The following is a 24,395-nucleotide window of genomic DNA, read 5'->3' on the forward strand; positions in this document are numbered from 1 at the left end:
TCCAAGGGAGGCGCGTTTACGCCTCCCTTGGTCGGTGTGGGCCGACGCCCACGACCTTGAATTTGAATTTGAATTTGAATTTAGATTTAACTTTGAAATGAAAAACCAAAACGGGGGATTGGGGGCTCACAGCCCCCAATGGCAAAATCAAGCTTTTGCCACACTTTCTACCAGTGCCATTTCTTCGCTGCTCAGCAACTTCTCGATGTCGACCAAAATCAACATCCGATCGCCCAGTGAACCAAGGCCGGTTAAGTATTCGGTAGAAAGCGTTACCGCGAACTCTGGCGCAGGGCGAATTTGCTCCTGAGTCAGAGAGAGCACGTCAGACACGCCGTCAACCACAATACCCACTACCCGGTTTTCGAAGTTCAGAACGATAACCACGGTGTTTTCATTATATTCAACGTTCTGCTGGGCGAACTTCACCCGCAGGTCGATAATTGGAACGATGACGCCGCGCAGGTTGGTGACGCCCTTGATGAATGCTGGCGTGTTGGCGATACGCGTTACCTGATCGTAACCACGGATCTCCTGCACTTTAAGAATATCGATACCGTATTCTTCATCACCCAGCGTAAAAATCAGGAATTCCTGTCCTACCGTTTCACCTGCCATTTTTGTCACGGTTGCAAGTCCGGCCATGTTATTCACCCTTCATCGTTCGGCTAAAATTGAGCCTCACCGGCGTCACCAGTGAGGGCTTTTTCGTTTTAAATTTTTATGCAACGGCCGAGTCGACGGCACGTTTGTCACGGTTAAGCGCCTGCAGGGCTGATACATCAACAATCAGCGCCACGCTGCCGTCGCCCAAAATGGTCGCGGCGGAAATCCCCGGTACTTTGCGATAGTTACTCTCGAGGTTTTTCACCACCACTTGATGCTGACCGATCAACTGATCCACCAGCAGCGCGTAGCGGCGTCCGGCACTTTGCAGGATCACCACGATGGCCTGCGTCGCCTCGGTTTTCGCCCCGGTCACGTCAAACACGTTGTACAACTCGACCAGCGGCAGATATTCGCCACGCACTTGCAGAACGCGCTCGCCACCGGCCAGCGGATGTAAGTCTTCAGCCAAAGGTTGCAGAGATTCCATCACCGCGTTTAATGGCAGGATAAACACCTCTTCGCCGACTTTGACGGACATACCGTCCAGAATCGCCAGCGTCAGCGGCAGCAGGATGCGGATTGTGGTGCCTTTACCCTGTTGAGAATGGATTTCAACGTGACCGCCCATCTCCTGGATATTTCGTTTCACCACGTCCATGCCCACGCCACGGCCTGAAACGTCAGTCACTTTTTCCGCAGTCGAGAAGCCTGGCGCGAAGATAAGCATCCCGACTTCTTCATCACTCATATTGTCATTGACGTTCATCCCCTGCGACGCGGCTTTGGCCAAAATCTTCTCGCGGTTCAGACCCGCACCGTCATCTACCACTTCAATGCAGATATTCCCGCCCTGATGTTCTGCGGAAAGGGTCAGATTGCCCGTCGGATGCTTGCCGTTGGCGATACGCACGTCGGGAGACTCCACGCCGTGGTCCAGACTGTTACGCACCAGGTGGGTTAATGGGTCGATGATTCTTTCGATCAGGCTCTTGTCCAGCTCGGTCGAACTGCCGAGCAGCGTCAATTCAATCTGCTTGTTCAGCTTGCTGGCAAGGTCACGGACCAGACGCGGGAAGCGGCTGAAAACGTACTCCATCGGCATCATACGAATGGACATCACCGACTCTTGCAGGTCACGCGCGTTGCGCTCCAACTGCCCCATACTGTTGAGCAAATCGCTGTGGGCCACCGGGTCCAACAGGTCAGAACGCTGGGCCAGCATCGACTGGGTGATCACCAGTTCGCCGACTAAGTTAATCAGCTGATCCACCTTCTCAACCGCCACGCGGATGCTGGTTGATTCAGCGGCTTTTGGCGCGCGCGCTTTCGCCTGTGGCGTCGAGTCAGGCACGACAGCCAGAGCGGGTGCCGCGCGCGGCGCGGCTTCCTCAATTGGCGCGACAGGTTGCGCGGCCACGGCCTGTGGTTCAGCAACGGCCGGCTCGACGTCATTGGCGGCGGGCTGGCTAAAGCTGATTTGTTCAGGTTCGATAACAAAGCAAAGCACGGCGCTAATGTCGTCTTCGCTCAGCGTGGTGTTGAGGGTCGCTTCGACACTGTTTGCTGTTTGCACAGCATCATGCACCTCGCCAAGATTGCCCAGCTCTTCCAGCATCAGCGGCACTTCGGCTTCTTTCAAGCCAGAAAGCAGAATGCGTAAACCGCCGCTCGAGGCCGCCGTCGGCGCAGTGTTCACCGCCGCTGACTCCGTCACAACGTGGAGGTCGACCGTCGGGGCGCCCTGCTGCTGTGCTTGAGCTTCAAGCGCCAGTTGGCGCAGCGCGGCGCAGATGTATTCGAAGCTTTCAGCATCAGGGTCCTGAGAGGATTTATAGGCGTCCAGTTGCTCCTGCATAATGTCTTTCGTTTCCAAAAACAGGTTGATGATGTCAGTGCTCAGGCTCATTTCTGCGCGTCGTGCACCGTCGAGCAGGTTTTCCAATAAATGGGTGGTTTCCTGCAGAACTGAGAATCCAAAGGTGGCGGCCCCGCCTTTAATCGAGTGCGCCGCGCGGAAAATCGCGTTGAGCTGCTCGATATCAGGCGTCTGGGGGTCAAGCAGCAACAGGTGTTGCTCCATATCCGCCAGCAGTTCGTCTGCTTCATCGAAAAACGTTTGGTAAAAATCACTAATATCCATGCTCACGTGATCACCTCTGCTGTGAATCGCGGCTTGCCGATGATGCCGGTTGCGCCGTAACGTCCGCCGCGGCAGGGATCGCCGTGGTTGGTCTGTTAGACGAAGAAGAACTTTCCGGAGTCACCGTCTCACTCTTGGGTTGTTGTTGTTCTTGTGAGGGCTGCGTCGGTAAAGATTGCCCTGATGTTGGTGGTGTTGTTGATTCTGTTGGCGGTTCCTTGGATGTCAGGTGCGGCGCGAAAGCCGATGACGCCTTGGCGCTTGGTGGCTCAACCGGGGCCGGAGCCTGAGTGTCACTGCCCGGAACCATCTTTTTCAATTCGCCCGCGTCGCTAATGGTGACGGCTTCACCCTCGCTGTTTTCGCGCTCGATGGCCTCTTCGGCATGTTTATTCAGCACTAAAATACTGATGCGACGGTTAATCGCGTCGCCGGACGGATGGTCTTTCAGCTGCATGGTGGAACCCATGCCCATCACGCGCAGCACTTTGCCTTCGCTCAGGCCACCGGCGGTTAATTCACGGCGCGAGGCGTTGGCGCGATCGGTCGACAGTTCCCAGTTGCTGTAGCCGCGTTCGCCCATGGCGTACGGCATATCATCGGTATGACCGGCGAGGCTTATCTTGTTGGGAAAATCATCCAGCACCGGAGCAATCGCCCGCAAGATATAGCGCATATAAGGCTCTACCGTGGCGCTGCCCAGTTGGAACATCGGGCGGTTCTGGCTATCGATAATCTGGATACGCAGCCCCTGCTCCGTGAGGTTAATCATCAGGTGCGGGCGCAAATCTTTCAGACGCGGATCGGAAATCAGCATCTGCTCTAGCTTCTCTTGCAGGCGCTGCAAATCACCGATTTCACGCTGGTCGCCCTGCGACTGGATCATCTTATGCACTTCGCCATCCTGCTGGGTTGGGTCATCCCCGCCGCCCGGAATCGGGCTGGTGGCGTCACTGCTGCGCGGACCATTGGTAATGGCTACGGCCAATGGTGTACGGAAGTATTCAGCAATCTGCACCAGCTCTTTCGGGCTGGAAATGGAGATAAGCCACATCACCAGGAAGAATGCCATCATCGCCGTCATAAAGTCGGCATAAGCAATCTTCCACGACCCGCCGTGATGCCCGCCGCCGTGCTTGGCCTTTTTCCTGCGCACCACAACGATGGGATGACTCTGATGCTTCATACGTTTTCTTCTTCCGCTTGCTTGTTAGGCGATTTGACCTGACGAACGTGATCTTCGAGTTCGACGAATGAAGGACGCTCGGAGGTGTAAAGCGTTTTACGACCAAACTCGACGGCAATCTGCGGCGCATAGCCATTCAGGCTTGAAAGCAAAGTCACTTTGATGCACTGCATCATCTTGGTGTTCTCAGCACATTTCTGACGCAACACTGCTGCCAGCGGGGAGACAAAGCCGTAGGCCAGCAAAATACCGAGGAAGGTGCCGACCATCGCATGGGCAATCAAAGCCCCCAGTTCTGCAGCCGGACGGTCTGCGGCAGCCAGGGTATGAACAATCCCCATGACCGCGGCCACGATGCCGAATGCCGGGAGTGAATCTCCCACCAGCGCTAGACTATTGGCGGGCACTTCGCTCTCTTGCTCGTAGGTTTCAATCTCTTCATCCATCAACGCTTCGATTTCAAAAGCATTCATGTTGCCGCTGACCATCAGTCGTAAATAGTCAGTGAGAAATTCCACCAAATGTTTATCGGCAAGAATGCGCGGATAATTAGTGAAAATGTCGCTTTCCTGCGGATTATCGATGTCGTTTTCCAGCGATAGCATCCCCTGTTGGCGCGATTTGGCGAGTAAACGATAGAGCAGCGCCATCAGATCCATATACAGCGCCTTGCTGTAACGCGATGCACGGAACAGTTTCGGCAGTGCGCGAAGCGTTGATTTAATGGCTTTGCCGTTGTTACCAACTAGAAACGCACCAATACCGGCGCCGCCGATGATCAGCAGTTCTGCGGGCTGATAAAGCGCGCCCAGCTCGCCGCCAACCAGCATGAAGCCGCCAAAGACTGAGCCCAGGACCACGATGTAACCGATGAGTACTAGCACGATAATTCCTTAATTCGATGTGGCTTTTGGGTATAGGCCAGACCAGGGAAAGCGCGCTTGAGGAGAGAATTGAGGTTTTTGTATCGTCAGGAGACAACAAAAAAACGATCGGGGATGTTGGGGAGGTATTGTAAAGAGTGGCATTTCACCACTCTTTATCATCACGTTACCTGTCGCACTCTGCTGCCCACATCATCTCAAACTGCGCGCTTGACCTTTTCGTCCAGCTCTTGAGATGTACTATCGGCAGCTTCCGGGGAAAGTTTACGTTTTTTTACTGCTCGTGAAGGTGGTTGGCAAAGACTGCACACAAAACCGTGACGTGGCTGATGTGCATGGGTAATAAAAGAACCATCGCAGCAGTTGCAAGAAGAGAGTTGCAGCATGCCGCTGTCAACAAATCGAACCAATGTCCACGCACGGGTCAGGGCCAAAATCGGCGCTTCACCCGGCTGCTCTGGACACTGCTCCAGATACAGACGATATGCCTTGATAACCGCCTCAACGCCATTGCAATGCCCGCTCTTCATCAAGAAGGTATAGGCGTTGTAGAACATAGAGGAGTGAATGTTTTGTTCCCACGTCATGAACCAGTCGGTGGAGAACGGCAACATCCCTTTCGGTGGAGGACTACCACGCAGCTCTTTGTAGAGTTTAATTAACCGACCACGGCTAAGCTGCGTTTCGCTTTCCAGCATCTGTAAACGGGCACCCAGCGAAATCAATTCCATCGCTAACTGAATATCCCGCGCTTCCTGAACAATACTTTTTTCGACGGGTCTGGCCGAAGCCTCTCTCGGTGTCGATGGTGCTTTTATCAGGGACATAGTTATGCCCTTTTCTTAGAGGCGCTGCTGTCTTTAGCTGAAAGCCCTTTCAGCAAATGGCTAGACAACAGAATACCTGTGTGGATTTGCTGTAAATCATCCACTCGCGACTCTTGCGTCAAACGCTCAATCGTCTTGCTGTCGTCGAAACGAAACTGGCACAGCAACTGATTCGTTTCAGCTAACTTCACCATTTGCGGCAAAGTCAGGCCAGCTAACGCGTCAGCCATGACATCGTCGATCCCCAATCGGAACATCGCGGAAGCCTTTTCGTCGTTTATTAACCGCTGTGCTAACAGCAAATATGACAGATTGATGTCATAAATATGTTTAAGCAATTCTGACATGCTTGTTTACCCCATACCGTCAGCTATGAATTCATAACTGGTTGATAGATATAATCACTGCTTGGTTTTTTAGTCCGACAGAGTATTTTTTTACTATCAAAACAATTGGCTCATTGGACGATGAACATCACATTTCATTTTTTCAAAGAAATGTTTGCGAGGACAAAACAGGTTTATCTCGCGGTTTTATATTCACCGCCAATACAAAGTAGTTCCTGATGCAAACTATAAGTGTGACAATTTCACGGCTAATTAAATTTAATAATTTATCAGTTGTGGCTTTTCGGCAGGGTCCGTTGCTGTGATTGCGTGTCATTCAGTGAAACGCTTTTACATACATTATTAGGATTAATCTTAATACGACGCAAATGTAACCCCGAATCATTAGCACATACAATCTAGGCCTCAGCGAATTTTGGATAAAGTGTGACACAGATCACAATAATAAAACTTATTTTTATCCAAAAAGAGTGATTTGGGTAAAAAATCAGCTCAAAATTTAACCAAAAGTAAAAATGCGTCTTAAAATCCCTTCTCAGCCCCGTTTTTTCATTCATTTTTAGATCATTTTGTACAACTTCTGATTAAAGCGAAACTAACCATACAAAAACATGATTAACACATTTTATTTAGATTTATAATCTACATATAAGACCTGTATTAGCCATAAATCCATATTGACTGAAAAATAACTTTTTATTCAAAAATGGCTAGATTGAGTGCTGTTTAGGAAGGTTTTTCAGGGTAATTCTGGGCTAAACGAGGGGATTGCGTCAGTAAGTACGGCTTTATAAGCGCATAAAGTCAAGGTGTGTAACAAATAATTTTTGCAGCAGAAAACCTTCTGCCCTCAGGGAGGATACAGAAGTGACGGTAAAGTGAGTGGCCCAATGTAGGGGCAAGAGAGGTATCGGCACCGAAGACAAAAACTTTAGCGCCAAATGCACAAGGGGGTTTATGCCAGTAAAGAGTAAAAGCTAGGACCGGTCTTAGGATTTTTATTATTAGAGCAACATAAGGCGTGGGATTTTAGGTCCAAAAAGTGCTAGCAGAAGCGTAGCTAAGGGCGGTGAAAATTTATTTCGCAGAGTAATAGTAAAGAAGAATTAAAATATCCATCACAAATTGGTCATCTAAAGAGTTATTAAAACCCTCCAATATTGATCAATAAATAATTAAAAGCTCAACTGAAAACGTTAACAGCTAAGTTTTATCACCTTATTTACGCTTATTAATCGGCATTCTTTATTTATAACCCCAAAAAAAACCCTCTGCTTTTAAGAGGGTTTTCCGATTGATTAGCTTGCGGCGGATTAGCTAACCGGCATCATTTCAGGATCTGGGTACTGATACTCGAAGCCCAACTCTTTGCAGATGAGACTGCCGTCGATCAGCTTGCCGCTCGGTTGCCCTTCAGCAACTTCAGCAAACTGCGGTTCCGTAAGCCCAAGCTGGCGAGCAAAGGCAGGATAGAAATGACGTTTTTGGGTATGCACCGGCGCGCACAAATTATAAGTATGTCCGCCCTTCGGCAAGCCAAGCAGAAGAGTGATGGCCTGAATAACATCATCCTGATGGACCAAGTTGACGCCATCGTCCCCGCCCTGTACGTCGGTCTTGCCGGCAAGGAAGCGTCCCGGATGACGATCCGCGCCCACCAGCCCCGCCAGTCTAAGTACATCAACCGAGGTATTAGGCAAGCGATGGAACCAGTTTTCCAGCTCCTCAAGCACTCTGCCGCTTGGCGTTACCGGACGCAGCGGCGAGTTCTCGCGCATGGTTCCCGTGCCATCACCATAGACAGATGTCGAGCTAGTAAAGATGATGCGGCCAACATTGTACGCCAGCGCGCTGTCCACCAGCTGCTGAACCGCCTGAAAATAGAGCTCACTGCCCTCCACCGTCCGGCGCGCCGGCAAGGTGATGATCAGCGCGTCGACATTTAATAGCACGTCCAGGTCGGCCGCTTCACACTCCATCTCCGGCTTAAAGACCAGAGGAAAACAGTTGATACCACACATGCGCGCGGCGTCGACGCCGTCCGGCGTGGTCTTACTGCCGACAACCTCGTACCCTTTCATGGCCAGAGACATTGCGAGTGGCATACCTAACCACCCCAACCCCACTATTGCGACTTTTTTCATTTATTACTCCATTCTGTTCGCGCCATGCGTTCCTGCATGATCAAGGCCGAAAAGTTCTCATCCCACTTAGTTTAACAATTTATGCCTGTTCATTCGTTCAGGCAATGTCGGAAGCTGTCAGCTTTTTCTTATAAATGTTACAGACTGGTTCTCCTACGCGATCATTCACGTTTTAGATGAAAGTAGCGCTGGTGATAAGAAAAATTTATCTTCCTAAAAAAAGGTTGCGTCGCGGCTACCTCATAGTTTAGTTTTATTGACATAAGAATTGATACGCGCTGTGAATGATACCTTTAATGGCATTGACGACGCAGTTAAAACACTAAGCACCACCAATAAGAGAAAGACTCATGACTAACGTTCTGTTCAACCACCATCATCACCATCACCCTGACTAGTCTTTCAGGCGTTTGGTGCTGGGAGACTGTTTAGATCTTCCAGTGGCGCAGAACCTAAAGAGAGCCCTCGGAAGATTGACTTCCGAGGGTTTTTTTTTACCCCTCCCCCTTCAGAAAGAATTAAGCAAACACAACAAAATTAAATACTTATAAGGTCGAGGTTTTTATGTTGGATAAATCACGTTTACGGATAGCAATGCAGAAGTCAGGTCGCCTGAGCGACGATTCACGCGAACTGCTGGCACGCTGTGGGATCAAAATTAACCTGCAAGAGCAACGCCTGATTGCTTTCGCAGAGAATATGCCGATCGATATCCTGCGCGTGCGCGATGACGATATCCCAGGGCTGGTGATGGACGGCGTGGTGGATTTAGGCATTATCGGCGAAAACGTGTTGGAAGAAGAGCTGCTGAACCGCCGCGCCCAGGGCGAAGACCCGCGTTACTTCACCCTGCGACGTCTGGACTTCGGCGGCTGCCGCCTCTCATTGGCAACCCCACTGGACTGCGACTACACCGGCCCGCAAAGCCTGCAAAATGCCCGTATCGCCACCTCTTACCCACACATCCTTAAACAATACCTCGACAAGCAAGGCGTAGAGTTTAAATCCTGCCTGCTGAACGGCTCTGTCGAAGTGGCACCGCGCGCCGGTCTGGCCGACGCCATTTGTGACTTGGTCTCTACCGGCGCAACCTTAGAAGCCAACGGCCTGCGCGAAGTGGAAGTCATTTACCGTTCGAAAGCCTGTTTGATTCAGCGCGACGGCGAAATGCCGCAAGAGAAACAGCTGCTGATCGACCGCCTGATGACCCGCATTCAGGGCGTAATTCAGGCTCGCGAATCCAAATACATTATGTTGCACGCGCCAAGCGAGCGTTTGGACGAAATCATCAGCCTGCTGCCAGGTGCCGAGCGCCCTACTATTCTGCCTCTGGCGGGCGACCAGCAGCGCGTGGCGATGCACATGGTCAGCAGTGAAACCCTGTTCTGGGAAACCATGGAAAAGCTGAAAGCCCTCGGCGCCAGCTCCATTCTGGTCTTACCAATCGAAAAAATGATGGAGTAAGACCATGCAGCCAACCGCGTTCAGCACCCCTATTGACTGGCAGCAGTGTAGCGAAGAGCAGCGTCGCGATTTGCTGACTCGTCCGGCGATCTCCGCCTCTGACCGAATCACCGAGTCAGTCAGCGAGATCCTTAGCCGCGTTCGCAACGAGGGCGACAGCGCCTTACGCGAGTATTGCGCCAAATTCGATAAAACCGATGTCGCCGACATTCGCGTCACCGCCCGGCAAATCGAAGACGCCTCGGCTCGCCTTGGCGACGACGTGAAACAGGCGATGGCGCACGCGGTACGCAATATCACCACCTTCCACGAAGCGCAAAAACTGGCGGTGGTCGATATTGAAACCCAGCCGGGGGTGCGCTGCCAGCAGCTGACTCGTCCGATTCAGTCGGTAGGCCTGTATATTCCTGGCGGCTCTGCGCCGTTGGTTTCCACCGTATTAATGTTGGCGACGCCAGCCGCAATCGCAGGCTGCCAGCGCGTGACGCTCTGCTCGCCGCCGCCCATTGCCGATGAAATCTTATATGCCGCCAAGCTGTGCGGCGTGAGCGAGGTTTACCAACTCGGCGGCGCGCAGGCCATCGCGGCTCTGGCCTTCGGGACAGAAAGCGTGCCGAAAGTGGCTAAGATCTTCGGGCCGGGCAATGCCTATGTCACCGAAGCCAAACGTCAGGTTAGCCAAAGCCTCAATGGCGCGGCGATTGATATGCCAGCCGGACCTTCCGAAGTACTGGTGATTGCCGACAGTGGCGCAACGCCTGACTTCGTGGCTTCTGACCTGTTGTCGCAAGCAGAACACGGCCCGGACTCACAGGTGGTGTTGCTGACGCCAAGCCTTGAGATGGCGAAAGCCGTCGCCGAAGCCGTTGAGCGTCAGCTTGCCCTGCTTTCGCGCAAAGAGATCGCCCGCCAGGCGCTGGAAAGCAGCCGCCTGATCGTGGCGAAAGACTTAGCGCAGTGTATTGAAATCAGTAACGCTTACGGCCCGGAGCACCTGATTTTACAAACCCGCGAGCCGGAAGCCTTGGTAGACAGCATCACCAGCGCGGGCTCGGTGTTTCTCGGTGACTGGTCACCGGAATCTGCCGGAGACTACGCCTCGGGCACCAACCACGTGCTGCCGACCTATGGGTATACCGCCACTTACTCAAGCCTCGGACTGGCGGATTTCCAGAAACGCATGACGGTACAACAGCTTACGCCGCAGGGCTTGCTGGGTCTGGCGACCACCATTGAAACGCTGGCGCAGGCTGAACAACTGACTGCTCACAAAAATGCTGTAACCCTGCGCGTCAATGCGCTGAAGGAGCAAGGACAATGAGTGATAAAAGCAATCTCAGCGTTCAGGCGCTGGCCCGTAAAAACGTTCGCGAGCTGACACCTTATCAGTCAGCTCGTCGTCTGGGTGGCAATGGCGATGTCTGGTTAAATGCCAATGAATACCCGCTGGCTCCGCAGTTCGAACTCACCGCACAGACTTTCAACCGCTACCCGGAATGCCAGCCGAAGCTGGTGGTGGAGCGCTACGCGGCCTACGCCGGTCTGGATGCCAGTCAGGTTATCGTCAGCCGTGGCGCCGACGAAGGCATTGAGTTGCTGATCCGCGCATTTTGCGAGCCGGGCAAAGACGCCATCCTTTATTGCCCGCCTACTTACGGCATGTACAGCGTCAGCGCCGAGACTATCGGCGTGGAAGGTCGCACGATTGACGCCAATGAAGACTGGTCACTGAACCTGCCTGCCATAGAGGCGGCGCTCGACGGCGTAAAGCTGGTCTATATCTGTAGCCCAAACAACCCGACCGGCAACCTGATCAATCCCGATGATTTGCGAGCCGTGCTGGAATTCACGCGCGGCAAGGCGATTGTTGCTATAGATGAAGCGTATATTGAGTTCTGCCCGCAGGCCTCGGTCGCCGGCTGGCTGCAAGAGTATCCGCACCTCGCCGTGCTGCGCACCCTCTCCAAAGCCTTTGCTTTGGCCGGACTGCGCTGTGGCTTCACCTTAGCCAGCAGCGAACTGATTGCTCTATTAATGAAAGTGATCGCGCCTTACCCATTAGCAACGCCGGTCGCCGACATTGCCGCACAGGCGCTGAGTGATGAAGGCTTGGCGGTTATGCGTGCGCGGGTATCAGAAATCAGTGAAACCCGTGGCTGGCTGATCGACCAATTAAATCAGTGCGACTGCGTAGAACAGGTATTTACCAGCGAAACCAACTACGTGCTGGCTCGCTTCACTGCTTCCAGCCAGATCTTTAAAACATTGTGGGATCAGGGCATTATCTTACGTGATCAGAATAAACAACCGGGTCTTTCCGGCTGCTTACGCATTACCGTAGGCACCCGTGCCGAGTGCCAGCGAGTCATCGACGCGCTGCGCCCACTGCCCGGCGCAGGCCAGACGGCAGTAACCACTAATAATGAATTTGCCCCAAGCAAGGAGCCTATGTGAGCCAGAGCCCGTTAGTACAAAAGATCTTATTCATTGACCGCGACGGTACGCTGATTTCCGAGCCGCCTGAAGATTTTCAGGTAGACCGTCTGGATAAGTTGGCGCTGGAACCGGGAGTGATTCCCGCTCTGCTGGCCCTGCAAGGCGCAGGCTTCAAACTGGTGATGATCACCAATCAGGATGGTTTAGGTACGGCGAGCTTCCCACAAGAAACCTTCGACCCGCCTCACAACCTGATGATGCAGATCCTCACTTCACAAGGCATTGTGTTTGACGAAGTGCTGATTTGCCCGCACTTGCCTGCTGACCACTGCGCGTGCCGTAAGCCGAAAACCGAGCTGGTGAAGGGTTATCTGGACAGCGGCGTGATGGACGTCATTAACAGCTATGTGATTGGTGACCGTGATACGGACCTGCAGCTGGCGGCCAATATGGGCATTGCTGGCTTACGTTACCAGCGCGATACGCTCAACTGGCCAGCGATTGCTGAACAGCTGACCAAACGCGACCGCCACGCCCAGGTTAACCGCGTGACGCGCGAAACCGCCATTGACGTAGATGTCTGGCTGGACCGCGAAGGCGACAGCAAAATTCGCACCGGCGTCGGCTTCTTCGACCACATGCTGGATCAGATCGCCACCCACGGCGGCTTCCGCATGAACATTGAAGTTAAAGGTGACTTATATATTGACGACCACCACACGGTTGAAGATACCGCGCTGGCACTCGGTGAAGCCTTGAACAAGGCGCTGGGTGATAAACGTGGCATTGGCCGTTTCGGTTTCGTGCTGCCAATGGACGAGTGCTTGGCTCGCTGCGCGCTAGACATTTCTGGTCGCCCACACCTCGAATACAAAGCCGAGTTCAACTATCAGCGCGTAGGCGACCTGAGCACCGAGATGGTCGAGCATTTCTTCCGCTCACTCTCTTACGCCATGGCCTGTACCCTGCACCTGCGCACCAAGGGCAAAAACGATCACCACCGCGTGGAAAGCTTGTTCAAAGCCTTTGGCCGCACATTGCGTCAGGCGATCCGCGTTGACGGCAACACCTTGCCGAGCTCGAAAGGAGTGCTTTGATGAACGTCGTTATCCTTGATACCGGCTGTGCCAACCTCTCTTCTGTCAAATACGCCGTGCAGCGTCTGGGCTATGAGCCGCAGGTCAGCCGTGACCCGGAGATTGTGCTGCACGCCGACAAGCTGTTTTTGCCCGGCGTCGGCACAGTTCAGGCTGCGATGGAGCAGCTTGAGCAGCGCGAGCTGATCGACTTAATCAAGGCTTGTACTCAGCCTGTACTGGGCATATGCCTTGGCATGCAACTGCTCGGTTCCGGCAGTGATGAGAGCGGCGGCGTGGCGACGCTTGGCATCATTGATACGCCAGTGCAACGCATGCAGGACTTAGGTTTGCCTCTGCCGCACATGGGCTGGAATCAGGTGATTGCCAACGCTGACAGCCACTTGTTCCGTGGCATCGACGAGAACGCTTACTTCTATTTCGTCCACGGCTACGCGATGCCAATCTGCGAGAACACCATCGCGCAGACGCTTTATGGCGAGGCGTTCACCGCCGCCGTGCAAAAAGATAATTTCTTCGGCGTGCAATTCCACCCCGAGCGTTCCGGTGCAGCAGGCGCACAGTTGTTGAAAAACTTTCTGGAGATGTAAGCACCATGATTATTCCCGCTTTAGATTTAATTGATGGCAGCGTGGTGCGTTTGCATCAGGGCGATTATGGTCAGCAACGTGATTACGGCAGCGCCCCGCTGCCACGATTGCAAGATTATCAGCAACAGGGTGCCGAAGTGCTGCACTTGGTGGATTTGACCGGCGCGAAAGACCCGGCGGCCCGCCAAATCCCGCTGCTAAAAAAACTGCTGGCTGGCGTTAGCGTGCCCGTGCAAGTCGGCGGCGGCATTCGCACCGAGCAGGATGTCGAAGCGCTGTTATCTGCAGGCGCAACCCGCGTGGTTATCGGCTCAACGGCGGTAAAAGATCCTGAGACAGTTCAAGGCTGGTTTAGCCGTTTTGGCGCTGACGCGCTGGTCTTGGCGCTGGACGTGCGTATTGATGAGCACGGCACGAAATGCGTGGCCATCAGCGGCTGGCAGGAGAACTCCAACGCCACCTTAGAACAAGTGGTCGAGCAGTATCTGCCTTTCGGCCTCAAGCACGTGCTGTGCACGGATATCTCCCGTGACGGCACCCTCGCCGGCTCGAACGTGGAGCTGTATCGAGAAGTCACGGCGCGTTATCCACAAGTGGCATTTCAGGCATCAGGCGGCATTGGTAATTTGGATGATATCGCCCAACTGCGCGATAGCGGCGTAACAGGCGTGATTGTCGGGCGCGCACTGCTCGACGGCAAATTTAGCGTGACGGAGGCAATTTCATGCTGGCAAAACGGATAATCCCCTGCCTGGATGTTAAAAACGGTCAGGTAGTCAAAGGCGTGCAGTTCCGCAATCACGAAATCATCGGCGACATCGTGCCGCTGGCAAAACGCTATGCGGAAGAAGGCGCCGACGAGTTAGTGTTTTATGATATTACCGCCTCTTCCGACGGGCGCGTGGTGGATAAAAGCTGGGTATCGAGCGTGGCGGAAGTGATCGACATTCCTTTCTGCGTGGCGGGCGGGATTAAAAGTGCAGAAGACGCGGCGCAGATTTTACAGTTCGGCGCGGATAAGATTTCCATCAACTCCCCTGCACTGGCCGACCCGACGCTCATCACCCGCTTGGCGGATCGCTTTGGCGTGCAGTGCATTGTGGTTGGCATCGACACTTGGCATGACGCTGAAACCGGTAGCTATCAGGTTCACCAGTTTACCGGCGACGAGGCGCGCACCAAAGTCACCACCTGGCAGACTCAAGATTGGGTGAAAGAAGTTCAGGAACGCGGCGCGGGTGAAATTGTGCTGAACATGATGAATCAGGATGGCGTGCGCAATGGCTATGATTTGCAGCAGTTGCAGTTGATTCGCAACGTTTGCCGCGTTCCTCTGATCGCGTCAGGCGGTGCGGGCACGCCACAGCACTTCCTCGATGCATTTTTACAAGCCAACGTTGATGGCGCACTGGCGGCATCCGTGTTCCACAAACAAATAATTAATATCGGCGAGCTGAAGAGCTATCTGGCCGAAAATGGCGTGGAGATCCGCTTGTGAGTAATGAAACTTTGAATAACACGCGTTTAAGTGAAGAGCAGATTGCCCAGCTGGACTGGGAAAAAGTCGATAATCTGATTCCTGTTGTTGTCCAACACGCGGTATCCGGTGAAGTATTGATGATGGGCTACATGAATCATGAGGCGCTGACGGTGACTCAGGATTCGGGCAAAGTCACTTTCTATTCTCGAACCAAACAGCGTTTGTGGACCAAAGGCGAAAGTTCGGGCAACTTCCTCAATCTGGTCAGCATCTATCCCGACTGTGACAACGACACCCTACTGGCGCTGGTCAACCCTATCGGCCCGACCTGTCACAAAGGCAACAATACCTGCTTCCATCCTGCCGCCACCGACTGGGGCTTCCTGTTCCAACTGGAAGAACTGTTGGCTTCGCGCAAAAACGCTGACCCGGAGAGTTCGTATACCGCCAAACTCTACGCCAGCGGTACTAAGCGCATCGCGCAAAAAGTCGGTGAAGAAGGCGTCGAAACTGCCCTCGCCGCCACGGTCAATGACCGTTTCGAACTTACTAACGAAGCCTCTGATTTGGTGTACCACTTGTTAGTGCTATTACAGGATCAAGATTTGAACCTGAGCACGGTGATTGAGAATTTGCGACAGAGGCATAAGAAGTAATTTAGTGATTTTTTTAAAAAAAAGGCCGGTTTATTAAATAAACCGGCCTTTTTAATATGCATTTTTATCTAGGTGTGTAATTTTTAAAGACGTTACCCACAATGACAACAACTGAACCCAATATTAATCCGATTAGCCCGCCGAGTATTATTACGAGACCTTTTTTCGGACTATCCCTATGAATTGGTAAATTTGGCTTCATCACATACCGTAAAGCATAAGTAACGCTAGGTTTGGATTTTAAATCTGTAATCGCTAATAAAGATTGCCTGTCATTATAATAAGTATCATCCAAAGGAAGTGGACGCGTTGCTTCATTTTTAATCGTTGAAGAAAGCGCATTACTACCCAGAACGAACAATGTATCTTCAGAAAGATTTTCAGCCTGCTGCACTAAAGTATTTTTGATGTTCGATTGCTCAGCAATGATTAATGCCTGATTAAGTACATCGAGACGTTTATTTTTCTTCTCTTGAGCAACTTTTTCTTTAGTAGACAATGCATCTTTCAAGTCATCAATTTTAAAATTGATGTTTGCTTGTAAATCATCATCCATTTCAGTCACAACACGCTTATTGATTTGCTGAATGTAGGTCGTCAAGGTTTTTTGTGCTTCGCCAGCCGTTTTCGACGTATAGGTAATCTTAAGAGGAATTGGCCCATCTTTTGAGACTGGAGCAATAGTCAATTTCTCAGGGTTCTCTTGGTTATCTAATTGCTCAGAAAGAGCAGAAATTGCCGAGTTAAAACGACCAAAGAAGCGCCCTTGTATATCTGCAACGGTAGGTGCATTACTTAAATTCTGGCTATATAGGACATTCATTGCGTTATTATAGTTTGCAATTTGCCCTGAATCTGGAATTGTTACAATTGCTTCTGAAGTCCATTTTTCCTTCGCTACAAATGTGTATATAACGGCTAAAGCTAAAGCAATAAAAACAAAAGTAATAATTGTGAATTTACCATTTTTCAGCTGGATTAAGACATCAATTAAATCAAAGTCCTCATTTGACCTGCCAGAATGGTTCACTTTTAAATTATTATCGTCTTGATTCATGATTTTCCTAAAAAATTTGCATACACTTAGAATGAAATCTGTTGACCCATTATAGTCAAGATAAAATGAAAACACCTAATTGAAAATCAAGCATTTTGTTCAGATTGGACCGAAAAGCATGTATCACGACATATAGCATAGGCAAGCGCATACTGCTAATCATTGTTCATATCAAAAGTTAATAGACGTAATAATCAAAACGACCCTTAATGAGGGTCGTTTTTTAATCAAATACTAAATAGAACGTTATTCCTAATCCAACCACTCTGTGTGGAACACGCCGTCTTTATCAGTGCGTTTATATGTATGCGCACCGAAATAGTCACGCTGTGCCTGGATCAGGTTAGCTGGCAGAACCGCAGAACGGTAGCTGTCATAGTAGTTGATCGCAGCAGAGAATGTCGGAGTCGGGATGCCGTTCTGAACTGCATAAGAGACTACGTCACGCAGCGCTTGCTGGTATTCGTCAGCAATATTTTTGAAGTACGGAGCCAACAGAAGGTTAGCGATTGACGCGTTTTCTGCGTAAGCATCAGTGATTTTCTGCAAGAACTGAGCGCGGATAATACAACCAGCGCGGAAGATCTTAGCGATTTCACCGTAGTTCAGATCCCAGTTATTTTCGTCAGAAGCCGCTTTCAGCTGTGAGAAGCCTTGAGCGTAAGAGACGATTTTACCCAGGTATAGAGCACGACGGATTTTCTCGATAAACTCTGCTTTCTCGCCAGCGAAAGGTTTAACGGTTGGGCCAGTCAGTACTTTGGAAGCCGCAACGCGCTGATCTTTCAGGGAAGACAAATAACGAGCGAATACAGATTCAGTGATAAGAGTCAGTGGTTCACCCAGATCCAGAGAGCTCTGGCTGGTCCACTTACCGGTACCTTTGTTAGCTGCTTCGTCCAGAATCACATCTACCAGATATGTACCTTCTTCGTCTTTCTTGGTGAAGATATCTTTTGTGATGTCGATCAGGTAGCTGCTCAACTCACCTTTGTTCCACTCAACGAAGGTGCTAGCCAGCTCTTCGTTGGTCAAGCCCAGAGACTGCTTCAACAGAGAATAAGCTTCAGCAATCAGCTGCATGTCGCCATATTCGATACCGTTGTGAACCATCTTCACGTAGTGACCTGCACCATCAGCACCGATGTAAGCCACACAAGCGTCGCCATCTTCAGCACGAGCAGCAATTTGCTCAAGGATCGGAGCAACCAGGGCGTAAGCTTCTTTCTGACCACCAGGCATGATCGATGGGCCTTTCAATGCGCCCTCTTCACCGCCGGAAACGCCGGTACCGATGAAGTTGAAACCTTGCTCAGACAGTTCACGGTTACGGCGAATAGTGTCTTTATAGTAGGTGTTGCCGCCATCGATCAGGATGTCGCCCTTATCAAGGTGCGGAGTCAGTGAAGCAATGGTTTTGTCTGTTGCTTCGCCCGCTTTCACCATCAGCAGGATACGACGCGGCTTTTCCAACGAGTCAACAAACTCTTCGACGCTATAGTGAGGAACAAGGTTTTTACCCGGATTTTCAGCAATAACCTCGTCGGTTTTGTCTCCGGAACGGTTGAAAATAGACACAGAATAACCACGGCTTTCGATATTTAGCGCAAGGTTACGTCCCATTACCGCCATGCCGACAACGCCGATCTGCTGTTTGGACATTACAAACTCCTATCTTTTGGATGGTTACTACGACTTCAACGCCGTACTAATTGTAACTCTGATGTTAACTCAGGTTTACTGGAAATGTGTAGTCTTTGGTAAATAAGGTTGACGATATTTATAATAGGAAAAAGCTAACCTAGAAACACACAAATTGTGAAGAAAAAAAGACTGGAATAACATTGTAAAAACCAACTTATAATCAAGATAATGCTCTGATTATTTGGTTTTATTTAAAATAAATATCTTTTATTTTCTCATTTCGAACGTTTAATGAATAGCCACTTTCTATAAACTGACGGGCATTAATTGAGTGAACACTTAACTTACTTGGGTTGTTAATATAGTTAATAATTATATTGGCTAATTCCTTATCATCACCAGCAGGGAATAAGTAACCATTAAAATCATTACTAATAAGATCATTGTTACCAGGGATGTCAGATACAGCACAAGCAACCCCACAACTTAGTGCCTCTAAAATAGCCAAAGGCATACCTTCCCAAAGCGAAGGCAAAACGAACAAATCACTTTCACTTAGCAATTCAGAAATATTATCACACCAGCCATTAAATTTTATTGAATCTTGATAATCAATAGAAGCCGTCTGCATATTATTCTTTAACTCACCATCTCCAACGAATGTCAAACTAATATTATAGTTATTTTTCAATACAGAGATAGCGGCTCTTAGCAATGTTTCAGGATCCTTCTGACGCCAAAGCCTACCGACCATGATAATATTTAATTTTCCATTATCAAAACTTTTTGTAACTGGCTTGAAGTGTGCTATATCGACGCCATTTGGAACAATAAAGACCTTTTTTTTATCATATCCTAACTTCTTTATTGCAATATCGGCGTCAGTTTGATTCAAAACTATCAAGACGTCAGTGAAGAACTTAGCAAACCATTCTAAAAAAAAATAAAGCAAATAAGATGGCTTAGACTGCGCGGCAGGAAATGAAAAACCATGAACCGTGTGAACTACCTTCTTCACCCCAGCCAATTTTGCTGCAAGGCGCCCTAATACACCGGTTTTGGATGAGTGAGTATGAACGACATCAAACTGTTCTTTTTTAATTAATCTAAATATTTTGGAGAAAGCTTTAATATCTTTCGAAAAATTTATTTCACGGCAAAGCTCAGGTATTAAATATGATTTAATACCATTTTCATCTAACTTTTGCGTCAATGGACCGGGTGAAGCACAAATCAAACTGTAATCGAAATTTGATTTCATAGCAGTCATTTCATTTAATGAAACACGCTGGACACCACTTAGCAATGGCAGAAGTTGGATATGTAAAATTTTCATTTTTTTGCCAATTAAATTAGGAAAGGTTTAATTTATGCCTGAGATAAAAAATTCATTTAAATAAAATTTGAATTTAATATAAAACAAACATCAAATCTCAACCGTGGGTGTATGGCCCAAACTTACCTTTAATACCATCATTAAGCCCCCAGAAGATCATCTTCAAGGTTTTAAATTTATTTTTACTTAATATTAATGATATTATAGATCTTAAAACATTAAATATCACTTCTCTAATTTTATAGCCAACTGGAATATACGGAAGTCGGATCATGAAAAAACTATTTCTTACCAAGAAGTACCGCCTAAGTGGACTATGTACAGAAATTTTCCTTCCAAATATATTAAGTCGAGAATCTCCTATGGTATGTGCCATGTCTGTCACATTTGTCATTGCGACACGGTAACCCATTTTTTTAGCCCGAAGTGACCACTCAACATCGATATAGTCCACAAAAAGCTTTTCTTCCATTGGGCCTATTTTTTTAAATACATCAGAAGAGAAAAACGATCCAGATGCTATAATAAAAGTAACATCAGTTACCTCTTCTATTTTTTCTCTTTTTATAAAAGGTCCCTGATAATTAGTACCAGGGTAATGTTCATTAGTTGCAGGGTCATAGAATGAAGGACCCAAAATGCCCAGTTTATGTTTTTCATATATAAGAAGCATTTTCTCTGTAAATCTCTGCGAGAGAATGCTGTCTTGATCTAGTAATAATAAATAGTTTGCACCAGAATCTATTGCTTTATTTACACCAAGATTCTGCGCATAAGACAAGCCCATATTTTGGGCAAGTCTTATTAAAACAAGGCCATATTTTTGTGTAAGTATTTCGATTTCACTAAAGTTAGCCGAACCATTGTCTACGATAATTGAGAACTCACACTGCCCTTTAAGAGACTGTAATTGACGTTCTAAACAATCAATTTCAGGATTATACGTAACTGTAACGGAGGAAATAACATTCATAAATTTCAGTTATCCTCATACTTTTCAACGACGTCTCTTATAGCCTCAAGATACTGATAGCCGTTATGTTCATCCGGCTCCAAATATGTACCCTCAGCCCATTCGTTCCAAGCATTCACAAATAGATATGGGACTCCACTTGATTTAGATTTCAAATAAAGCTTATCGAAATTCTCTTTGAAAACTGCCGGAGTACTGCCGATCATAACTAATGATTTTGTTTTTTTCCTTGGTGAGTTATCCCAATCAACAAAAGCGCCAGAGTAGCATGTTGAATTAAATTCCTTTTTCAGAATTTGATTCCAAATAAACTGATATGAAAGTTTTTGTTCGACATAGCAACAGTTAAGTTTCTGGTTTGCTTCACGCCTAATTCTGCCTAATACTTTTCGAATGAAAGGTCTCACATTTCCAGTGAAATGTTCAAAAGTACACATTGGTTCAAAATTAACCGAAGCATCAAAATCGAGCACACGTTCGTCACGTTTAAAGGAGGTCAATGTAGAGACAAAATGGATATCTTTAAACGATGTTTCACTGGCAAGTTTTCGCCAGTAGGCAATCCACTCCTCACAACGATCAAAGCTAGCAGAGCGATAAATGAGGAAAATGGGTTTACCATTATGTTTAATGTAACGTGCATCTTCAAAGAAAGGCTTAAGGTAGTTGAAGTGCTCAAGCCAATCTTTTTCATCACCATATTCTTGTGGCATTATAACATCACGATGACTGCCGTCCCAACTTCTAGTCCACGGCTCATTTGCCCAAGAAAAAATAAAGGGTAAATCAATATCTTTATTTTGTAGAAGTATTTGAGCTGGCTTCTCTAGTAATTGTCTTCCATTGAACCAATAATGATAAAAACAAAAACCATCAACATGATGTTTTTTAGCAATGTCAGCCTGCCAGATTAGAGTGTCTTTATCTAATAAATTATAATAATTTTTATTTAGAGGCACTCTAGGTTGATAATGGTTTTTAAATAGTGGTTTCGCTTTTTTGACATTCGTCCACTCAGTAAACCCCTTACCCCACCAGTTATTATTTTCCTCAACTTCATGAAACTGAGGAAGATAGTATGCCAATGTTTTCATTTAATCTCCATGTTTAAGGCTGACATCAAAAAATATATTACTAAAGATAAGATTGTATATTCCCAGAAAAAAGACAACTGGACAGGTAAGAATTGGTGCGAGAAGAATAATAATAAATATGAAAATAACAAATTGAATGGAATGAACCCACTCCTCACTATGAATCTTTTATCATTTAATGATATTAAATAGCCAAATAAAAGGCTAATGAGCATCAATCCAATCGCGCCAGTAAACAAATAGGGTATCAATAACGCTGTATAAAACGCATTAAAGAAACCCGCATTACCCAGATATACAAACTGTTGAATTTTATCAAAGAATGGAGTGCTATCATATAATTTGGCACCCACAACTCCTAAGAGAGATAAAGGGCTAGATAGTTTCCCAAGTAGCGAAATATCATTTGAATCTAGAGCGTTTGTGAATAATGAGTATCCTGCAATAAGGTAGTTCAAAGCATTCCCAATATTGTTCAACAAACCATCAGCACCTCTGAGCGCAAATGCAGCAACCATTGCTGAGATGAACAAAAGTGAAACAGTCATTACCTTTTTTAGAGTCATTTTTTTATCATAACAATACAGCATCAATATTGCAGAAAGCACAGCCGAAAAAATATAATATCTTGAAAATAAAACACCTTCTTTACAGAAAAGCAGTAAAAATGAAATGATTAGTAGCTTTGATCTATTATGCGTTATTTTCTCATAAAGGCCAAAGCTAATGCCAAGAAGAGGTATTATGGTAGCATAAATAAATAAATAAGCTGCAAAATCACCATAATATACTTTTATCGTATCGCCTATAAATATGCTTGTTCTATACTGTAATAATGAACCACCTTGGTTTATTATCCCCCAGAAGGAGAATAATAAGTTTATAACAATAAGAACATCTATGAATAGAAGAAATAGGAGTAGACTTCTAATATTAATCTTTCTTTTATAAGTTGTATACTCACTAACTCTTTTCTTTTTGCCTAAATACACACCCAAGAAAAAATAGCAATAAGCTAAGATAAGAACAAAAAAACCATACCCAATTTGGTAATTAATACCATCCTGACAAAGCCAAAGAAATAAAGAAAAAAAGATGTATAAAAAAAGGAAAAATGATGGAGACTTAACTCGATTCATTACATTTCTCCATTATTTTATAGGATTTTTTGATGAAGATAAATGAAACAACAGACTCAGTGATAATTACACTTATTGCAACACCATAAGTTGGTGTGATGTGCATAAAAATCACCGCAATTAGCACATGAATAAAGCTAAGAGCTATATAAGTGTGCCTGATTATCTTTGTTTGATCATTCGGTATTAACCACCACTGGCCATATACTATCCCTATCGCGACAACAAATGGGATTGGGGACATTATCAACAAAATTAGAGAGGAAATATGATAATTCTCACCGTAATAAAGCTGTGAAAGCGGATAGCCTAAAATTGCGGTCGCTATTGATATAGTCAGCCCAAAGAGTATAAATTTCTTTCCATAGAGTTGCATAATATTATTTAATGTTTTGCCCTCATGTACTAGGGCACTTACTCTAGGAAACATTGCTTGCTGAACAGGAGTAAGTAGACCTTGAGCTGCTGTACGTATTTTATCAGCTGCTGCGAAATAACCTGCAAGCGTAGGCCCGCCAAGAACCCCAACAACAAGAATATTTAATGTCGTATAAAAACTCATTGCTATATTAGAAATAAATAAATCGAATCCTAGCACAAGTGTTTCTTTTACATCTTTAATCTTAAATGATGTAAAGCTGGCCATCTTACATTGTTTAATATAAATACATGCGATAAAACCTGATACTAATACACCAAGCGATTGGCAGAAAACAGCATATTTTATATCATTCGAATTTTTAACAAGAATAAAAATCAATAATATCGATATAGCTTTAGCCACAACTGTAAAAATTGCTATTCCTTGCATTTTTTCAAGTCCCTGAAATAACCATACCGGAAATAATACTGTACCTATAACCGCACCTGCTCCCCATAATGTCAGACTATAAAATTCTTCATCAACAAAAAAACGCCCCAGCAAGCAAAATAATAGTAATGATGTTGTCGCCAATAATACCTTTGAAACTATAGTGACAGTATATATTCTATTTACTTTATTCTTATCATGACGATTGATAGAGATAAGTCGTGTTGCACTAAAATTAAAACCATAATCAACAAAGAGTACCATATACTGCACCCATGCCTGTGTCATGGCCATGATACCAAAATGTTCAGCACCGAGAATTCGCATCAAATAGGGCAAAGAAATCAGTGGGAATAAATAATTCGATGCTTGAACAAGAAAAAGTAAGATAATATTTTTTTTCACTTATTATACATTCTCATTTTAATATCAACGGGGCGAGATTTGTGAAATTGTAACCTCGCCATAACTTAATATATTA

Annotated in this window: 23 protein-coding genes and 1 other annotated feature; of the genes, 9 read left to right on the top strand and 14 right to left on the bottom strand. The window is 47.3% G+C overall.

From position 1 onward, the window contains the following. Positions 1–147: 147 nt before the first annotated feature. From cheW to SBO83_RS18310, 7 genes are all read right to left on the bottom strand, one after another. Entirely contained in the window at positions 148–645 is a 498-nt protein-coding gene (gene cheW, locus SBO83_RS18280; RefSeq protein WP_034789926.1) for a chemotaxis protein CheW, read from the bottom strand. Positions 646–721: 76 nt separating this feature from the next. After that, positions 722–2,749, bottom strand: a complete 2,028-nt coding sequence (gene cheA / locus SBO83_RS18285; RefSeq protein WP_396132617.1) for a chemotaxis protein CheA — start codon at positions 2,747–2,749, stop codon at positions 722–724. Positions 2,750–2,759: 10 nt separating this feature from the next. Beyond that, on the bottom strand, positions 2,760–3,935 hold the full coding sequence (gene motB / locus SBO83_RS18290) for a flagellar motor protein MotB (RefSeq protein WP_353501842.1): 1,176 nt from the start codon (positions 3,933–3,935) through the stop codon (positions 2,760–2,762). Beyond that, the gene (gene motA / locus SBO83_RS18295; RefSeq protein WP_353501841.1) at positions 3,932–4,819 is read right to left on the bottom strand and encodes a flagellar motor stator protein MotA; all 888 of its coding nucleotides are present in this window, start codon (positions 4,817–4,819) and stop codon (positions 3,932–3,934) included. The genes motB and motA overlap by 4 nt, the downstream gene beginning before the upstream one ends. Before the next feature lie 197 nt (positions 4,820–5,016). Then, complete coding sequence (flhC, locus tag SBO83_RS18300) at positions 5,017–5,646, bottom strand: flagellar transcriptional regulator FlhC (RefSeq protein ID WP_396132472.1); 630 nt, start codon at positions 5,644–5,646, stop codon at positions 5,017–5,019. 2 nt (positions 5,647–5,648) lie between these two features. Then, positions 5,649–5,993 carry a flagellar transcriptional regulator FlhD gene (flhD, locus tag SBO83_RS18305; RefSeq protein ID WP_353501839.1) on the bottom strand — a complete coding sequence of 115 codons (345 nt, stop codon included), beginning with the start codon at positions 5,991–5,993 and terminating at the stop codon, positions 5,649–5,651. A gap of 1,313 nt (positions 5,994–7,306) precedes the next feature. Beyond that, positions 7,307–8,137 (bottom strand): SDR family oxidoreductase, encoded by an 831-nt coding sequence (locus tag SBO83_RS18310; RefSeq protein WP_353501838.1) that lies wholly within the window; start codon positions 8,135–8,137, stop codon positions 7,307–7,309. Positions 8,138–8,487: 350 nt separating this feature from the next. Between SBO83_RS18310 and hisL the strand changes: the two genes are divergently transcribed. The 9 genes from hisL (at position 8,488) to hisIE (ending at position 15,860) form a co-directional block, all read left to right on the top strand. After that, on the top strand, positions 8,488–8,535 hold the full coding sequence (gene hisL / locus SBO83_RS18315; protein WP_128124630.1) for a his operon leader peptide: 48 nt from the start codon (positions 8,488–8,490) through the stop codon (positions 8,533–8,535). After that, positions 8,511–8,633, top strand: a sequence feature (His leader region). It overlaps the preceding gene by 25 nt. A 68-nt stretch (positions 8,634–8,701) precedes the next feature. Then, positions 8,702–9,601: an ATP phosphoribosyltransferase gene (gene hisG / locus SBO83_RS18320; RefSeq protein WP_353501837.1), complete on the top strand. Its 900-nt coding sequence runs from the start codon at positions 8,702–8,704 to the stop codon at positions 9,599–9,601. A 4-nt stretch (positions 9,602–9,605) separates the two neighbouring features. Then, on the top strand, positions 9,606–10,922 hold the full coding sequence (gene hisD / locus SBO83_RS18325) for a histidinol dehydrogenase (RefSeq protein ID WP_396132473.1): 1,317 nt from the start codon (positions 9,606–9,608) through the stop codon (positions 10,920–10,922). After that, positions 10,919–12,055 (top strand): histidinol-phosphate transaminase, encoded by a 1,137-nt coding sequence (gene hisC, locus SBO83_RS18330; RefSeq protein WP_396132474.1) that lies wholly within the window; start codon positions 10,919–10,921, stop codon positions 12,053–12,055. The genes hisD and hisC overlap by 4 nt, the downstream gene beginning before the upstream one ends. Then, positions 12,052–13,134, top strand: a complete 1,083-nt coding sequence (gene hisB / locus SBO83_RS18335; RefSeq protein ID WP_396132475.1) for a bifunctional histidinol-phosphatase/imidazoleglycerol-phosphate dehydratase HisB — start codon at positions 12,052–12,054, stop codon at positions 13,132–13,134. The genes hisC and hisB overlap by 4 nt, the downstream gene beginning before the upstream one ends. Then, the gene (hisH, locus tag SBO83_RS18340; RefSeq protein WP_034789911.1) at positions 13,134–13,724 is read left to right on the top strand and encodes an imidazole glycerol phosphate synthase subunit HisH; all 591 of its coding nucleotides are present in this window, start codon (positions 13,134–13,136) and stop codon (positions 13,722–13,724) included. The genes hisB and hisH overlap by 1 nt, the downstream gene beginning before the upstream one ends. 5 nt (positions 13,725–13,729) lie before the next feature. After that, positions 13,730–14,467 (top strand): 1-(5-phosphoribosyl)-5-[(5-phosphoribosylamino)methylideneamino]imidazole-4-carboxamide isomerase, encoded by a 738-nt coding sequence (hisA, locus tag SBO83_RS18345; RefSeq protein WP_396132476.1) that lies wholly within the window; start codon positions 13,730–13,732, stop codon positions 14,465–14,467. Further along, entirely contained in the window at positions 14,449–15,222 is a 774-nt protein-coding gene (hisF, locus tag SBO83_RS18350) for an imidazole glycerol phosphate synthase subunit HisF (protein WP_396132477.1), read from the top strand. The genes hisA and hisF overlap by 19 nt, the downstream gene beginning before the upstream one ends. Next, complete coding sequence (hisIE, locus tag SBO83_RS18355) at positions 15,219–15,860, top strand: bifunctional phosphoribosyl-AMP cyclohydrolase/phosphoribosyl-ATP diphosphatase HisIE (protein ID WP_396132478.1); 642 nt, start codon at positions 15,219–15,221, stop codon at positions 15,858–15,860. Before hisF ends, hisIE begins: the two co-directional genes overlap by 4 nt. A 64-nt stretch (positions 15,861–15,924) precedes the next feature. Here hisIE and wzzB read toward each other — a convergent pair whose 3' ends face one another. The 7 genes from wzzB to SBO83_RS18390 form a co-directional block, all read right to left on the bottom strand. Then, a complete protein-coding gene (gene wzzB / locus SBO83_RS18360) occupies positions 15,925–16,917 on the bottom strand; it encodes an LPS O-antigen chain length determinant protein WzzB (RefSeq protein ID WP_396132479.1) in 993 nt (330 codons plus the stop codon). Between the two features lie 252 nt (positions 16,918–17,169). After that, positions 17,170–18,579, bottom strand: coding sequence for an NADP-dependent phosphogluconate dehydrogenase (gene gndA / locus SBO83_RS18365; RefSeq protein ID WP_396132480.1), 1,410 nt, complete (start codon positions 18,577–18,579; stop codon positions 17,170–17,172). 229 nt (positions 18,580–18,808) lie between these two features. After that, complete coding sequence (locus tag SBO83_RS18370) at positions 18,809–19,897, bottom strand: glycosyltransferase (RefSeq protein ID WP_396132481.1); 1,089 nt, start codon at positions 19,895–19,897, stop codon at positions 18,809–18,811. Positions 19,898–19,994: 97 nt separating this feature from the next. Then, entirely contained in the window at positions 19,995–20,870 is an 876-nt protein-coding gene (locus SBO83_RS18375) for a rhamnosyltransferase (RefSeq protein ID WP_396132482.1), read from the bottom strand. 5 nt (positions 20,871–20,875) lie between these two features. Then, positions 20,876–21,964: a glycoside hydrolase family 99-like domain-containing protein gene (locus SBO83_RS18380; protein WP_396132483.1), complete on the bottom strand. Its 1,089-nt coding sequence runs from the start codon at positions 21,962–21,964 to the stop codon at positions 20,876–20,878. Next, a complete protein-coding gene (locus SBO83_RS18385; protein ID WP_396132484.1) occupies positions 21,961–23,103 on the bottom strand; it encodes an oligosaccharide repeat unit polymerase in 1,143 nt (380 codons plus the stop codon). Before SBO83_RS18385 ends, SBO83_RS18380 begins: the two co-directional genes overlap by 4 nt. Then, positions 23,090–24,319, bottom strand: coding sequence for an oligosaccharide flippase family protein (locus SBO83_RS18390; protein WP_396132485.1), 1,230 nt, complete (start codon positions 24,317–24,319; stop codon positions 23,090–23,092). Before SBO83_RS18390 ends, SBO83_RS18385 begins: the two co-directional genes overlap by 14 nt. Positions 24,320–24,395: the final 76 nt, after the last annotated feature.

It is taken from the genome of Ewingella allii, assembly GCF_044430645.1.
In the GTDB taxonomy this organism is placed as follows: domain Bacteria; phylum Pseudomonadota; class Gammaproteobacteria; order Enterobacterales; family Enterobacteriaceae; genus Ewingella; species Ewingella allii.

Excerpts from the sequence above, each read along its gene's own strand:
- cheW (WP_034789926.1), bottom strand. The coding sequence starts at position 645 with ATGGCCGGACTTGCAACCGTGACAAAAATGGCAGGTGAAACGGTAGGA.
- cheA (WP_396132617.1), bottom strand. The coding sequence starts at position 2,749 with ATGGATATTAGTGATTTTTACCAAACGTTTTTCGATGAAGCAGACGAA.
- motB (WP_353501842.1), bottom strand. The coding sequence starts at position 3,935 with ATGAAGCATCAGAGTCATCCCATCGTTGTGGTGCGCAGGAAAAAGGCC.
- flhC (WP_396132472.1), bottom strand. The coding sequence starts at position 5,646 with ATGTCCCTGATAAAAGCACCATCGACACCGAGAGAGGCTTCGGCCAGA.
- flhD (WP_353501839.1), bottom strand. The coding sequence starts at position 5,993 with ATGTCAGAATTGCTTAAACATATTTATGACATCAATCTGTCATATTTG.
- SBO83_RS18310 (WP_353501838.1), bottom strand. The coding sequence starts at position 8,137 with ATGAAAAAAGTCGCAATAGTGGGGTTGGGGTGGTTAGGTATGCCACTC.
- hisG (WP_353501837.1), top strand. The coding sequence starts at position 8,702 with ATGTTGGATAAATCACGTTTACGGATAGCAATGCAGAAGTCAGGTCGC.
- hisD (WP_396132473.1), top strand. The coding sequence starts at position 9,606 with ATGCAGCCAACCGCGTTCAGCACCCCTATTGACTGGCAGCAGTGTAGC.
- hisC (WP_396132474.1), top strand. The coding sequence starts at position 10,919 with ATGAGTGATAAAAGCAATCTCAGCGTTCAGGCGCTGGCCCGTAAAAAC.
- hisH (WP_034789911.1), top strand. The coding sequence starts at position 13,134 with ATGAACGTCGTTATCCTTGATACCGGCTGTGCCAACCTCTCTTCTGTC.
- hisA (WP_396132476.1), top strand. The coding sequence starts at position 13,730 with ATGATTATTCCCGCTTTAGATTTAATTGATGGCAGCGTGGTGCGTTTG.
- hisF (WP_396132477.1), top strand. The coding sequence starts at position 14,449 with ATGCTGGCAAAACGGATAATCCCCTGCCTGGATGTTAAAAACGGTCAG.
- wzzB (WP_396132479.1), bottom strand. The coding sequence starts at position 16,917 with ATGAATCAAGACGATAATAATTTAAAAGTGAACCATTCTGGCAGGTCA.
- gndA (WP_396132480.1), bottom strand. The coding sequence starts at position 18,579 with ATGTCCAAACAGCAGATCGGCGTTGTCGGCATGGCGGTAATGGGACGT.
- SBO83_RS18370 (WP_396132481.1), bottom strand. The coding sequence starts at position 19,897 with ATGAAAATTTTACATATCCAACTTCTGCCATTGCTAAGTGGTGTCCAG.
- SBO83_RS18375 (WP_396132482.1), bottom strand. The coding sequence starts at position 20,870 with ATGAATGTTATTTCCTCCGTTACAGTTACGTATAATCCTGAAATTGAT.
- SBO83_RS18380 (WP_396132483.1), bottom strand. The coding sequence starts at position 21,964 with ATGAAAACATTGGCATACTATCTTCCTCAGTTTCATGAAGTTGAGGAA.
- SBO83_RS18385 (WP_396132484.1), bottom strand. The coding sequence starts at position 23,103 with ATGAATCGAGTTAAGTCTCCATCATTTTTCCTTTTTTTATACATCTTT.